This is a genomic window from Kocuria subflava (genome assembly GCF_012163155.1).
Taxonomy (GTDB): Bacteria; Actinomycetota; Actinomycetes; order Actinomycetales; family Micrococcaceae; genus Kocuria; species Kocuria subflava.
The window spans coordinates 87,351-100,956 of the sequence record NZ_JAAVUN010000012.1; the positions used below are offsets into that span (position 1 = coordinate 87,351).

Annotated in this window: 15 protein-coding genes; 11 read left to right on the top strand and 4 right to left on the bottom strand. The window is 63.4% G+C overall.

Translation table 11 applies throughout. The features are described from left to right. Positions 1-9: 9 nt before the first annotated feature. The 6 genes from GTW58_RS07665 to GTW58_RS07690 all read left to right on the top strand — a co-directional run bounded on the left by GTW58_RS07665 (position 10) and on the right by GTW58_RS07690 (position 6,920). Complete coding sequence (locus GTW58_RS07665) at positions 10-351, top strand: hypothetical protein (protein ID WP_047688802.1); 342 nt, start codon at positions 10-12, stop codon at positions 349-351. A gap of 16 nt (positions 352-367) precedes the next feature. Further along, positions 368-679: a Sec-independent protein translocase subunit TatA gene (gene tatA / locus GTW58_RS07670; protein WP_047688785.1), complete on the top strand. Its 312-nt coding sequence runs from the start codon at positions 368-370 to the stop codon at positions 677-679. Between the two features lie 57 nt (positions 680-736). Then, entirely contained in the window at positions 737-1,753 is a 1,017-nt protein-coding gene (tatC, locus tag GTW58_RS07675) for a twin-arginine translocase subunit TatC (protein WP_342453300.1), read from the top strand. A 22-nt stretch (positions 1,754-1,775) separates the two neighbouring features. Further along, positions 1,776-4,778, top strand: a complete 3,003-nt coding sequence (locus GTW58_RS07680) for a DEAD/DEAH box helicase (RefSeq protein WP_119932817.1) — start codon at positions 1,776-1,778, stop codon at positions 4,776-4,778. 5 nt (positions 4,779-4,783) lie between these two features. Next, positions 4,784-5,920 (top strand): hypothetical protein, encoded by a 1,137-nt coding sequence (locus tag GTW58_RS07685; protein ID WP_119932818.1) that lies wholly within the window; start codon positions 4,784-4,786, stop codon positions 5,918-5,920. Positions 5,921-6,173: 253 nt separating this feature from the next. Then, positions 6,174-6,920, top strand: a complete 747-nt coding sequence (locus GTW58_RS07690) for a polyprenol monophosphomannose synthase (RefSeq protein WP_119932819.1) — start codon at positions 6,174-6,176, stop codon at positions 6,918-6,920. Positions 6,921-7,017: 97 nt separating this feature from the next. On the opposite strand, the gene GTW58_RS07695 is transcribed toward GTW58_RS07690, so the two are convergent. The 3 genes from GTW58_RS07695 to GTW58_RS07705 form a co-directional block, all read right to left on the bottom strand. Further along, entirely contained in the window at positions 7,018-7,353 is a 336-nt protein-coding gene (locus GTW58_RS07695; protein WP_047688777.1) for an RNA polymerase-binding protein RbpA, read from the bottom strand. Between the two features lie 266 nt (positions 7,354-7,619). Then, complete coding sequence (locus GTW58_RS07700) at positions 7,620-8,819, bottom strand: SPFH domain-containing protein (protein WP_081993621.1); 1,200 nt, start codon at positions 8,817-8,819, stop codon at positions 7,620-7,622. A 64-nt stretch (positions 8,820-8,883) separates the two neighbouring features. Continuing rightward, entirely contained in the window at positions 8,884-9,351 is a 468-nt protein-coding gene (locus GTW58_RS07705) for an NfeD family protein (RefSeq protein ID WP_157980477.1), read from the bottom strand. Between the two features lie 349 nt (positions 9,352-9,700). Between GTW58_RS07705 and GTW58_RS07710 the strand changes: the two genes are divergently transcribed. Next, entirely contained in the window at positions 9,701-10,075 is a 375-nt protein-coding gene (locus GTW58_RS07710; RefSeq protein WP_047688772.1) for a hypothetical protein, read from the top strand. A gap of 6 nt (positions 10,076-10,081) precedes the next feature. Here GTW58_RS07710 and GTW58_RS07715 read toward each other — a convergent pair whose 3' ends face one another. Next, complete coding sequence (locus GTW58_RS07715; protein ID WP_157980478.1) at positions 10,082-10,615, bottom strand: GNAT family N-acetyltransferase; 534 nt, start codon at positions 10,613-10,615, stop codon at positions 10,082-10,084. A gap of 86 nt (positions 10,616-10,701) precedes the next feature. Here GTW58_RS07715 and GTW58_RS07720 point away from each other — a divergent pair, with 86 nt between their 5' ends. The 4 genes from GTW58_RS07720 to GTW58_RS07735 are packed head-to-tail and all read left to right on the top strand — an operon-like array spanning position 10,702 to position 13,469. Further along, entirely contained in the window at positions 10,702-11,655 is a 954-nt protein-coding gene (locus tag GTW58_RS07720; RefSeq protein ID WP_119932821.1) for a phosphoglycerate dehydrogenase, read from the top strand. A gap of 46 nt (positions 11,656-11,701) precedes the next feature. Next, positions 11,702-12,781 carry a tartrate dehydrogenase gene (locus GTW58_RS07725; protein WP_119932822.1) on the top strand — a complete coding sequence of 360 codons (1,080 nt, stop codon included), beginning with the start codon at positions 11,702-11,704 and terminating at the stop codon, positions 12,779-12,781. A gap of 56 nt (positions 12,782-12,837) precedes the next feature. Beyond that, positions 12,838-13,074 carry an AbrB/MazE/SpoVT family DNA-binding domain-containing protein gene (locus GTW58_RS07730; protein WP_047688764.1) on the top strand — a complete coding sequence of 79 codons (237 nt, stop codon included), beginning with the start codon at positions 12,838-12,840 and terminating at the stop codon, positions 13,072-13,074. Beyond that, complete coding sequence (locus GTW58_RS07735; protein WP_047688762.1) at positions 13,071-13,469, top strand: type II toxin-antitoxin system VapC family toxin; 399 nt, start codon at positions 13,071-13,073, stop codon at positions 13,467-13,469. The genes GTW58_RS07730 and GTW58_RS07735 overlap by 4 nt, the downstream gene beginning before the upstream one ends. The last annotated feature ends 137 nt before the right edge of the window (positions 13,470-13,606 follow it).

Consider the following 13,606-nt stretch of genomic DNA (forward strand, 5'->3'; position numbering starts at 1 on the left):
CTGCTCATGATGTCTTGGTGGATGTGGGTTGTGCTGTGGACGGTGCTGGTGCTGATCAGCGGCGCGGTCCTGGCAATTCTGCTGTTCCGGTTGTGGCGGCAGTTCTCCCGCATGCTGCATGATCTGGGCGATTACGGGGATTCCGTGACGCAGCGTCTGGATCAGGCAACGGCTGAACCAGCAGTCACCGACCATCATCCGAGGCGACCCGACGTCTACACCCCCTGGCGTGAAGCTCGGAAGCAGTACCGTAGTGGCACATTGGAACGACGCACGGCCCGCTCCCAACGTCGTTCGGCACGGCGCCGAGCGATGGGCCAACCGCAAAAGGTCTCCGACCTCACGCGGTGACACCGAAAGGAACATCATGTTCGGTCGACTTTTCGACAACCCCATGGTTGTCATCATGATTCTGCTGGTCATCGTCCTGCTCTTCGGCGCCCCGAAGCTGCCGGGCATGGCACGCAGCTTGGGCCAGTCCATGCGTATCTTCAAGTCCGAGGTCAAGGAAATGAAGGACGACGACAAGGACCGCACCGTGGTCAACGGTGAGTCCGTGGAGACCACGGCGGGGGAGACCCGCACCGGGACCAACGGCTCCACCAGCACTTCAACCAACGGTTCTGCCCCTGCTGCCGACCCCGCGGTGCGCAACGATCCTGACGGCACCGTCCGCTGATCGTCCGTTCCCTTTGTGCACTGGCAACTCACTCGGTCTTGAGCTCTGCTCGGCCGGGTGAGTTCGCCTGAGAAAGACCTCAACGCGATGAGCCAGAACTCTTCTCCATCCACTGATCCCGCCTCGGGCGCTGCATCCTCTCCAGCTGCTCCTGAGGACCAGTTGGCTCCTGATCAGTCCCGGAGCGAAACACCGGCCACCAAGGCCACGGCAGCCCAGCGCAAGGCTGCACGGGCCAAGCGCAGTCGGCGCAAGAACCCACAGGCACAGATGGCTCTGACGGAGCATCTGCGGGAGTTCCGCAACCGGTTGATCATCTCCGCCATTGCCACCGTGATCGGCATGGTGGGTGGCTTCTTCCTGTACTACCCGTTCATGGAGTGGCTGACGGATCCCATCCGGCAGCTCAACGAGCAGGAGAGCCGCGAGGCGTTCCTGAACTTCGGCGGTGTGGGTGGCTCCTTCAACGTGATGGTTGAGGTCTCCATCATTCTGGGCCTGATCATCGCCAGCCCCATCTGGCTCTACCAGCTGTGGGCCTTCATCACCCCCGCGCTGCACAAGAAGGAAAAACGCTACGCCTACGGCTTTGTGATTGCCGCGGTTCCCCTGTTCCTGGGTGGCTGTTTCCTGGGCATCATCACCATGCCGGCAGCCGTGTTTGCCCTGACCTCCTTCAACCCGGAGGACACCGGCAACGTCATCGAGGCGGTGCCGTACGTACGATTTGTGCTCCAACTGGTGTTGACCATCGGCTTGGCCTGTATGGTGCCGGTGCTGCTGGTGGGTCTGAACATGTTGGGGATCCTGCCCGGCCGGACATTGTTGAAGGCCTGGCGCTGGGTGATCATCCTGGTGTTGCTTCTGGCTGCAATCGTGGCCCCGGGTCCGGACATGATGGTCATGTTCTACATTGCGGCCCCCCTGATGTCCTTGTTCTTCCTGGCCGTGGGGATCTGCCTGCTCAACGACCGCCGTCGGAAGAAGAAACAGGCCAAGCAGGAAGCTGCCTACGCCTCCAGGACGGTCAAGGCCACCTCCGCCGAGGAACTGCGCAAGGTCCAGGGCAGCTGAGCCACCGCGTAGGGTGGGAGACATGTCTTCTCCCTCTGAGCGCTACGCGGCCGCCAAGCAACGCAACGCCGAGGCCAAGACCGAATTGGCCGTATTTGCCGCGTCCTTGGACTTCCAGATGGACTCCTTCCAGGTCAACGGCTGCAAGGCCCTGGAAGACGGGCGTGGTGTGCTGGTGGCGGCACCCACCGGAGCCGGCAAGACCATTGTGGGGGAGTTTGCCGTCCACCTGGCGCTTGCCCGTGGTCAGAAGGCGTTCTACACCACTCCCATCAAGGCCCTGAGCAACCAGAAGTACCACGACTTCATCCGCCGCTTTGGTGCAGATCGCGTGGGCCTGCTGACCGGGGACACCGCCGTGAACTCAGAGGCGGACGTGGTGGTGATGACCACCGAGGTCCTGCGCAACATGCTCTACGCCGGATCCTCCACCCTGGATCACCTGGGTTTTGTGGTCATGGACGAGGTCCACTACCTGGCCGATCGCTTCCGTGGTGCGGTGTGGGAGGAAGTGATCATCCACCTGCCCGAACACGTCCAGATGGCCTGCCTGTCCGCCACCGTGTCCAACGCCGAGGAATTCGGGGACTGGCTGGATGCCGTACGTGGAGACACGGACGTGGTGGTTTCCGAACATCGCCCCGTGCCGTTGTGGCAGCACGTGCAGGTGGGCACGGAGCTCATGGACCTGTTCGTGGACGATTCAACGGTGGAGCACGTGGTGGACCGGCGTCGTCAGGCTCGCAAGCGCGGCAACGACGACGCCCCCGCGGTGAATCCTGAGCTGCTGTATCTGGCTCGTGCACAGGCCCCCGGTGGGCACCGCGGAGGACGTGGCGGGGGCCGCGGACCGGGTGGACGCTCCCGGGACCGGATGGCACGCCGCGAGCGCGGTGGAGGTGGCCCACGCAGCTACGGGCCCTCCTCACGCGGCGCCGGCAGTGGGGGTGACCGTGTGCAGGGCGGGCGCTTCGGCCACAGTCACAGGATCTCGCGGCCGCACATGATCCGCCGTCTGCAGTCGGAAGGGCTGCTGCCGGCCATCACGTTCATCTTCTCCAGGGTTGGTTGTGACGATGCCGTCAAGCAATGCCTGGCAGCCGATCTGTGGCTGACCACCGAGTCCGAGCGCCAGACCATTCGTGCCGTGGTGGCCGAGGCCGCCTCCGCCCTGGATGCCTCCGATCTGGACGTGCTGGGTTTCTATGAGTGGCGTGACGGGCTGCTGCACGGTGTGGCCGCCCACCACGCCGGTTTGCTGCCGCTGTTCAAGGAAGTGGTGGAACAGCTGTTCGCCCAAGGGCTGGTCAAGGCGGTGTTCGCCACGGAGACCCTGGCACTGGGGATCAACATGCCCGCCCGTTCCGTGGTGCTGGAACGTCTGGACAAGTTCAACGGGGAGTCCCGGGTGGACATCACCCCCGGTGAATACACGCAGCTCACAGGCCGTGCCGGTCGCCGGGGGATCGACGTCGAAGGCCACGCCGTGGTGCTGTGGCGCCCGGAACTGGATCCCAACACGGTGGCCGGTCTGGCCTCCAAGCGCACCTACCCGCTGATCTCCAGCTTCCGGCCCACCTACAACATGTCCGTCAACCTGATCGCACGCTTTGGCGCCCAACGCTCCCGCACCATCCTGGAGTCCTCCTTTGCCCAGTTCCAGGCTGACCGCTCCGTGGTGGGCCTGGCCAAGAAGGTGCGCTCGCAGGAGGAGACGCTGGCCGGTTACGAACAGGCCATGACCTGCCATCTGGGGGATTTCACGGAGTACGCCACGCTGCGCCGTGAACTGAAGGAGGCGGAGAAGTCCGCGGAGATGACCCGAACGCATGCCCGCCGCGCTCAGGCTGCTGACTCCCTCGCGGATCTGCGGCCCGGTGACGTGGTGGACGTGCCCACGGGCCGCAACCGGGGTTACGCCGTCGTGATTGCTGCCGATCCCAAAGCGGAGTCGCCCCGGCCTGTGATCGTCACTTTTGACTCCAATCTGCGCCGCCTGGGGGCACAAGACCTGGACGGTCCGCTGGAACCCGTCAGCTTTGTCAAACTGCCCAACAAGGTCCGCACGGAGACCACCAAGGACCGCAAGAGCATTACCGCGTGGATGCGTCAGGCCATCCAGGACCGCAAGCCTGCCCGCGGAGCTTCTGGTGATCACGCCCGCGGTGCGCGTCAGGCGGGTCCCATCCAGTTCGTGCGCAGCGAATCCGGGTCCGAGGCCCGAATCGCCCAATTGCGCAAGGCGCTGCGGGAGCATCCCTGCCACGGCTGCAATGACCGGGAGAACCACGCTCGCTGGGCGGAGCGCTGGAATCGCCTGCGCAAGGACACGGACGGCCTGCTGCGGCAGTTGGAGAACCGCACCAATGCCGTGGCCGTCACCTTCGACCGCATCTGCGGCGTGCTGTACTCCCTGGACTATCTGCAGGTGGACGACGACGGCACCATGCACCCCACTGCTGCCGGAGAACAACTGCGCCACATCTACGGTGACCGGGACCTGCTGTTGGCCATGACCCTGCGGGACGGATTGCTCAAGGACCTGGATCCGGCTGCCCTGGCTGCCACTGTGACCGCCTTGGTGTACCAGGCAAAGCGCGAGGACGCCGGAATCCGTCCCAGCCTGCCCACCCCGGCCATGGATCGTGCCGTGGACGGGATGATTCGCCACTGGTCCCATCTGACGGATCTGGAGGAACAGCACCGTGTGAAGTCCACGGCAGAGCCTGAACTGGGACTGGTGGCACCCATGTACCGGTGGGCCCGCGGATCCTCCTTGCACGTGACCCTTGACGGAACTGAACTGGCGGCCGGAGACTTTGTCCGCTGGGCCAAGCAGGTGATTGACCTGTTGGACCAGATCGCCTCCGTGACCAGCTTGGATCCTGACGTACGCGCCGGCTGCCAACGTGCCGTCAAACTGATTCACCGCGGTGTGGTGGTGCAGTCCGTGCAGGAGCAGCCGCAGGACACAGAGCCTGACAAACAGGATTTTCAGATCCCACCGGTTGGTACGGAAAACTGAGGGGCATGGCTGATTCCCCTCACTCTTCTCCCGTGATGTTCCACAACGGCTCCGTCTACACCCCCGTTGATCCGTTTGCCTCCGCCATGGTGGTGGAGGACGGCCAAGTGGTTTGGGTGGGATCGGAACAAGCCGCCACCGCCATTCGTGACGATCGCATGAACGTGGTGGACCTTTACGGTGACCTGCTCACCCCAGGGGTGGTGAACAGCTCGGTGGACCTGACGCAGGTCCCTGATGTGGCTGCTGCCCTGCAGTCTGCGGCGCAGCAAGGGTTCACGGCCGTGGTGCACACCGGACCGGACGTGGGTCCGAACGCCCTGCATGGCCAGCCTGGCCTCCCGGAGGTCTTGCACTGGCCCACCCTTGACGCTCAGGAGAAGGCCGAATCGGCCCGTTCCGTGGTGGACAGCTGGTCGAAGACCGATGATGCCGTCGCCCTGGTGGGGCTACGCCTGGACCTCGGCCAGGCCGATGGGCCCCAGAATGCTGAGATCTGCGCGTTCCTCCAGATCTGCCTGGAGCACAACCTTCGCCCCGCCGTGGTGGTGCCGGGTGCGCAGGAGGGTGCCGCCGTCGTCGCTGCCGTGGACCACGTTGCCGAGGCGGTGGGACAACGCAGGCTGAATGCCGCAGGGCTACGCCTGGAGTTCGCCGAGTCCATGACAGCCGGGGAGGTCAAGGACGTGCTGGAGGCCACTGCCGACCACGCCCTGAGCGTGTGCCTGGTTCCTGAACAGACGGCACTGGCAGGGGAGTACTACCGGCGCGGGCTGCCCGTGACCCTGGGATTCGCCCAGATCGACGCCAATCCGTGGGCCGGGGTCAAGGCCCTGGTCAACCACGCTGAATCCGAGGAACGGATTTCCGCCCGCGCTGCCTTCACGGCTGCCACCCGTGGCGCCTGGCGGGCCCTGGGCCGCGGAGGCCCCATGGCAGGGCAACTGGCACCCGGCACACCGGCAACGTTCGGGCGCTGGCAGGTGGAGGCCCTGATGGTTCAAGGTGCAGCCGGAACAGCCGCGTCCTGGAGCACCGACCCCCGCGCGCGGACACCCCTGTTGCCCGCCCTTGAGGAAGAGTCCCTACCGGTGTGTGTGGCCACCGCCATCAACGGCACACAGGTGTGGCCAAGGCCCTGACACCAACACGGCCTGTCGTGGCCGCACCCCTGGTGCGCCCCGTGGCAAAGTGACCATTAATGGTTTGTCAGTCCATCACTGCTGGATAGACTGGCCGTCTACTGCCGGACGGGCTGGGTGCCCTTAGAAAACAGATACTCCGAACACCACGGTGCACGGAGACTGGCCCGAAGACACCTGGCCCGTTCTGCGGGTGTCGGCAGCAACTGATCCACGTCATGCCTGACACTGTCGGCGAAAGGAAACCAACCGCGTGCGGTCCCTCATCATCATTCCCACCTACAACGAGCGCGAGTCCCTCCCCACCGTGATGGACCGCCTGCGCCGCGCCGTTCCGGCCGGAGACGTCCTGGTGGTGGACGACAACAGCCCGGACGGCACCGGTGACATGGCCGATGCCATGGCCGCAGCTGACCCCCAGATCCATGTTCTGCACCGCACGGAGAAGAACGGCCTGGGCCAGGCCTACATTGCCGGTTTCAAGTGGGGCATGGAGAACGACTACCAGATCCTGGTGGAGATGGATGCCGACTGCTCCCACCAGCCGGAGGAACTGCCCAAGTTGCTCCAGGCCGTGGAAGACGGCGCTGACCTTGCCATCGGTTCGCGTTACGTACCCGGTGGTTCCACCGTCAACTGGCCCTGGTACCGGCAGTTCATCTCCCGCGGCGGTGGCATCTACGCCCGGTTCTTCCTGGGCTCCAACATCCAGGACATCACCGCCGGCTACCGGGCGTTCCGCGCCTCCACGCTGAAGGCCATTGACCTGGACACCGTCACCTCCCGTGGCTACTGCTTCCAGATCGATCTCGGCTGGCGCACCGAACTGGCCGGGCTGAAGGTGGTGGAAGTTCCCATCACGTTCGTGGAGCGCGCTGAAGGTGTGTCCAAGATGAGCGGGGACATCACCAAGGAAGCCATCGTGAACGTGGCCAAGTGGGGCACCACCGCGCGTGCGCGCGTTCTGCGGGACAAGTTCAACAACCTGGTGGGCCGCTGATCCGCTGAGGACCACCCACTACGACGGGGCGGGAACCACCTTTCGGATGGTTCCCGCCCCGTCGTCGTTGTTCAGTGGGAGTGCTGCCCGCTGAGGATCAGATCGCGTGCTGCTCCCGGTAGAACTGGAGGCGCTGCTCCAAGATTTCCTCGAGCTCTTCTGTGGTGCGCCGCTCCATGAGCATGTCCCAGTGGGTGCGCTGGTGCTTCTCGTTGGGGTTCTCCGGCTTCTCACCGTTGACGATCACGGCTTCCTTGCCGGACTTGGAGACCCACACGGAGGGGATTTCCGCCTCGGTGGCAAAGGTCACGAAAACCTGTTCGCCATCCTCGGTCCGGTACTCCACGCGCTGCCGCGGCGCCGGCTCCACACCGGCCTCGGACTCCATGGACTGTGAGCCCAGGCGCATACCTCGCAGGCTGCGGTCACTCATCAGGTGCAACTCCTGTCAGTGGAAAACACGGTCAAACTTGGATCAGCGGCCCATTCTACCCGGGAGCAGGTCCGTGGGGGTGGGACCGCCGCTTCAGGGATGATCAACACCCATGGGCCCGTGAATGTTCCCGAGCGTGAGCATTCACCGGGTGAAACACCTCAGAGGCCCTCCCATGACGTGCCTGGGAGTGCCTCTGAGGTGTTCGAATCAGCAGGCTGACTGAGACCTGTTTGCGCCCAGAAGGCGCTGCGAACAGACTGCGGTCAGCGGGCGCTGGATCCGGCGTCGTCGTCCGACTCCGGCACGATCCCGTAGGATTGCTGGTGTTCCGCGGTGAAGGGGGAGCCCTTGCCTGCGCGGCGGTTGTCACCGGGAACCGGTGCGTCCAGGTCCACCGGAGCATCGGGGTCAATGGTTTCCGGCTCCGGGATGGTGAAGGCGTCCGGATCGGCCACAGCGGTGGAGGGCTTGAGGTCCTCGTCCGTGACCTTCACGGATTCTGACTTCACGATGCCGTCATCGGCCTTGGCGGCTTCACGGGCTTCAGCCTCGGCCTGTTCCTCCTCCTCCATGACATCACCCCAGTCGCGGCCCTGATCGGGCTTGCCCAGGAACTCGCCCACGCCACGCAGGGCATCGCCGAGCTCGGCGGGAATCATCCACACCTTGTTGGCCGAACCCTCAGCCACCTTGGGCAGGGTCTGGATGTACTGGTAAGCCAGCAGCTTCTGAGTCGGCTTGGCGCGGTGAATCGAATCAAAGACCTTCTGAATGGCCTGGGCTTCACCATCGGCACGCAGGATCGCTGCCTTGGCATCACCTTCGGCGGAGAGCACAGCTGCCTGACGCTCACCTTCAGCGGTGAGGATCTGGGACTGCTTCTGACCTTCAGCGGTCAGGATCGCGGCACGGCGGTCACGCTCGGCACGCATCTGCTTCTCCATGGAGTCCTGGATGGACGGCGGGGGAGTGATCTCCTTGATGTCCACGCGGGACACGCGCAGGCCCCAGCGGCCCGTGGTGGAGTCCAGGACGCCGCGCAGTTCGGCGTTGATCTTGTCACGCGAGGTGAGGGTCTCCTCCAGGTTCAATCCACCCACCACGTTACGCAGTGTGGCCGAGGTCAACTCGTCCACGGCGTGAATGTAGTTGGTGATTTCGTACGTGGCGGCACGGGGGTCGGTGACCTGGAAATACACCACGGTGTCGATCCCCACCACCAGGTTGTCCTCCGTGATCACGGACTGGGAGGGGAAGGACACCACTTGCTCACGGAGGTCGATCAGCGGCAGGAGCCGGTCAATGAAGGGCACCAGGATGTGCAACCCCGGGTTCAACGTTGCCTGGTACTTGCCCAGGCGTTCCACGATGCCGGCCCGAGCCTGGGGGATGATGCGCACTGCCTTGAGCAGTACCACCACCGCCAGGATGACCAACACCGCCAGCAAAATCAAAAATGCCATGGTGTTTCCTCTCTGGTGATGTTCACGTTCTTGCGGTTTCGAATCAGTTCAGTTGTGGGTGGCCTCAGGCCTGCACGGTTGGGCCGGCCGGTTTCAGAGGCACGTCCGTGACCACGACCGTGGCCCCGTCCACGCGCTGCACGTACACCTGCTGGTCCACGGGGTACTGGGCACCACTTGCTGAACGGGCTGTCCAGACGTCCCCGTCCAGGCGCACCAGACCGGTCTGGGTGGTCACGGGTTCCAGCACCATGCAGGGTTGACCGGGCAGACGGTCCGCATTGGACAGGGCCCCTGCCCCCGGTGCCTGGTGGAGTTTGCGCAGCAAGCGTGGCCTGATGGCGAACAACAGCAGAATGGCCACGGCCACGAATGCCAGGACTTCAAGCACCAGGTTGCCGCCCGAAATTGCTGAGACGATCGAGGCCGCAACAGCACCTCCAGCCAGCATCAAGAACGTGAGGTCCAGAGTCAGGATCTCCACCACGCCCAACAACAGCGCGATGATCAGCCAGACCACCCAAGCGTTCATCAGCATCCATTCCAACACTGGATCTCAGCCCTCCATCACTTTCAGTCATCTGGTTTGTCTGTGGCGGGTATGGGGGACCCGTCACCGTGGCCACGCAGGCATCAGGTGCGTTTACTTCTGCAACTCTACTGTAATGCCACCTGTGCGGGCTGGATCACGTCCACACGCCCCATCAGATCATGTGACACCAAGATGTGACACTCATGGGGATGCGCCGGTGGACAACGATTGAGATCAAACCCACCCGCCATGCTCTGTTCATCTGGTGTTCACCTTTCTAAGCTGGGGCAATCACGGGCGGTGTCCGCCGTCGTCGTGACCACACCCCACCCAGAACCAGGTGAACTCCATGCGCGTCCTCACACCCATTGCGGCCACGGCCGCTGGTGCCTGCCTGACGGGCATGGCCGGGGGACTGCTGGCGCTGTCCACCGCCCAGTCACGGCTTCCGGCCATCATGGCGTGGCTGATGAAGCCCGAACCGGACTTGGAAGGCAAAGTGGTTCTGGTCTGCACAGGGCAGCGGACGAATGACGGCCCGGACCCAGCAGATCACTGGCGCACTGTCATGGAGTCCGAGCACGACGACGTGGTGATGATCGACCTGCGCCTGCACACCGATGCCGGGCAGAAGCAGCAGCGCAGCATGGCAGAACTCGCTCAGCGCATCCCCGCGGACTTCCGGAGGGAGTTCGGCTCGGCTGACGTGCCAGCCATCCGCTGACAGCCGTCAGGCGATGGGGCGCCGCATCAAGAGCACTTCAAACCCACGGGTGTCAGTCACACTTTGCACCCGGACAAGCTCGAACTCGAGACCCGCGTAGTACGTCTTCAACCGTTCGTTGTCGGCTGCGCAATCCAGACGCAGCCACAGGGCTCCCAGCTCACGTCCTCGGTGCGCTGCCCATTCCAGCAAGTGTCGCCCGACATCGGCGCCGGCGTGGTTGCGTGCCACCATCAGTCCGTGCACAAAGACGGATTGAGGTGGGCTCTCTGGCCAGAAGTCAGGGTCCTCCGTGTGCAGGCGCAATGCCGCCAGAACCGTGCCCGCGGGTCCGGGAACCGCATACCAAAGGCCCCGGTTCACATCTGCCGCAACCACGGATTGCGGTAGGGACCCGTGCGGCCACTGGTCGATGCCGTGGACTTGCAGCCACTCCTCGAGTTGACGCCGCAGCTCCCAGATGCCCAGCACATCGCGCGCCTCGGCCTGACGCAACCGCCGCAAGTCCACAACAGTCCCCGTTCCTTCGACACTTGTCACACGAACAGTCAACCGGACGTTCCTCCGCCGGCGACGTTGCCAACTAGGGTAGATGACGCGAGCGACGTGCAAGGAGGCACACACTCATGGGTCATGTCCTGGTCACCACAGATTATCTGGGCCCCGGGGACGCCGTGGATCGGATCCTCACTGATGCCGGGCACACGGTCACCTACTCGCCGGCCCGTGGAACACGCGACGATGACGAACGACTCCGGCTCCTCGCGGACGTGGATGCAGCCATCGTGGCCAGTGAGCCGGTCACCGCAGAGATGCTTGCAGGAGCCGCGCGGCTCAAAGTGATTGCGCGCAGTGGTGTGGGATTCGATTCCGTGGACACTGACGCGGCACAAGAGCTCGGGATTTGGGTCTGCAACGCCCCGGGTGTGAATCACCATTCGGTGGCGGAAATGACCATGGCACTGATGCTGACCGCCGCCAAACATCTGGACACCGTGATTCCGCAGGTTCGCCAGGGCCAGTGGCCCCGCACAGCGGGCACGGAACTACGCGGCAAGACCTTGGGCATTCTGGGATTCGGAGCCAGCGGCAGAGCCGTGGCCACTTTGGCCGCAGCATTCGGCATGACGGTCCTGGTCCACACGGCACACCCTGATCTGCAGGTCAGCGCAGTGGAGTACGTGGAACTGGGCGCCATCCAAGCACGGTCCGACTACCTGTCCCTGCACGTGAAACCCACGGCAGAAAATCGCAACAAGGTGGATGGCGATTTCTTGGCCGCCATGAACCCCACCGCCGTCGTCGTCAACACTGCCCGAGGCTCCCTGATTGATGAAGCCGCTCTTGCCACGGCGCTGGAGAGCAAGTCCATCGGGGGAGCGGCACTGGATGTAGTGGACCGGGAACCACTGACCACCGACTCGCCACTGGCCGGACGTGATGACGTGGTGATTGTCTCCCACCTCGCAGGACAGACCGAGGAAGCGCGCATGCGCGCAGGGGAGTCCGCAGCCCGGCAGGTGCTGGCTGTCCTGGGTGGTCGGCAGCCCTCAGCACCAGTCAATGCCCCGAAGTTCTGACGCCGCACGTAACCACTTCAGCCCGGCACCGTCAAGAGGATTCACCATGAGCAACCACATCACTGAGCGCACGTACAACATTGCCGTCATCCCAGGGGATGGAATCGGCAAGGAGGTGGTCCCGGAAGGTCTGCGGGCACTGGATGCCGCTGCGCAAACGTTCAGTTTCAACCTGAACTACGAGCATTTCGACTTCGCGTGCGCTGAGTACTTCCAGGAGCACGGTGCCATGCTGCCGGAAGACTGGTTCGATCAGCTCAAGGACTTTGACGCCTTGTTCTTTGGAGCCGTAGGGCTACCGGCGGTGGTGCCGGATCACGTTTCCCTGTGGGGGAGTCTCCTGCAGTTCCGCCGGCATTTCGACCAGTACGTGAATCTGCGACCCGTAAAGCTCATGCCCGGCGTGACAAGCCCGTTGGCAGGACGAGAGCCCGGCGACGTCGACTTCTTGGTGGTGCGGGAAAACACGGAGGGGGAGTACTCCTCCATTGGTGGCAAGATGTTTGAAGGCACGGACCGGGAGACCGTGATCCAGGAGACCGTGATGACTCGCACCGGCGTGGATCGGATCCTTGAATATGCCTTCGGGATCGCCCGGAACCGCCCCAAGAAGCACCTGACCTCGGCCACCAAGAGCAATGGCATCTCCATCACCATGCCGTACTGGGATGAGCGTGTGGAACAGATGCACAAGTCTTACCCGGATGTAGACATTGACAGTTTTCACATCGACATCCTGACCGCGAACTTTGTGCTGCACCCGGATTGGTTCGACGTCGTGGTGGCCAGCAACCTGTTCGGGGACATTCTCTCCGATCTGGGCCCTGCATGCACCGGAACCATCGGTATCGCACCCAGCGCCAACATCAACCCTGAGGGTAAGTTCCCCAGTCTGTTCGAACCTGTGCATGGGTCAGCACCAGACATTGCGGGCCAGGGGATTGCCAACCCGATCGGGCAGATCTGGAGTGCCGGCCTCATGTTGGATCACCTGGGGGAGATCGAAGCAGGTGCAGCCGTCCTGGCGGCGATCGAAGCCGAATTGGCAACGGGGGAGTTGACCCCTGACCTGGGCGGAAAGTCGACGACGGAGGCCTTGGGACGGGCGATCGCAGCGCGGCTCTGAAAATTCCTTGACTTAACCCCCAGGTAATCCTTACCTTTAGGTAAGGAGGTCTAGACATGGCAACTGGCACCATGACCAGCAAGGGACAAATCACCATCCCCAAGGACATCCGTGCATCTCTCGGTTTGACACCGGGGACGCGGGTGACATTCACCCGCAATCACGCCGGGGAAATCGTCATGAGCCGCGCCTCGGGCTCACTGATGGACCTCGGGGGAACCCTTCACCGCCCTGGGGAACCCGTCTCGATCGACGTCATGGAGGAAGCAATCATTCAAGGTGCTAACCAGTGATTGGCCTCGATACAAACGTGATCGTCCGTTTTCTGACCAAGGACGAACCCGCCCAGTTCCTGATGGCTCAACAAGAACTGGGGCGCCTGACCCCACAGCACCCGGGCTTTGTTACAGACGTGGTTCTGGCGGAGCTGTATTGGGTCTTGACCAGAGCCTACGGACTCGACAAGGCGCAGGTGTTGGCGACCATCGAGACCTTGGTCAATCAAGCTGAGATTCGCGTGGAGAACCACGGCCGGATCGAGCGCGCCATCAGGGCCGCGCACGACGGTGCAGACTTGCCTGACGCATTGATCGCAGAAGCATGTCGCGCTGCAGGCGCACAGGACATCATCACATTCGATCGCAAAGCAGCAACCGCCTTGGGGCTACGTCTGCTTTCGGCACCATAAAGCCGATAATCTACATTATGTAAAGTTAGCCACCGATCGCGCCCGCCCAGGCGCTGGATCGCCCCCCGTTACCTTTTTCATGACGCCGGTGTCCGGGAGGATGAAGGCGTAGGTAACCAGCCGGCCCCGGCATGATG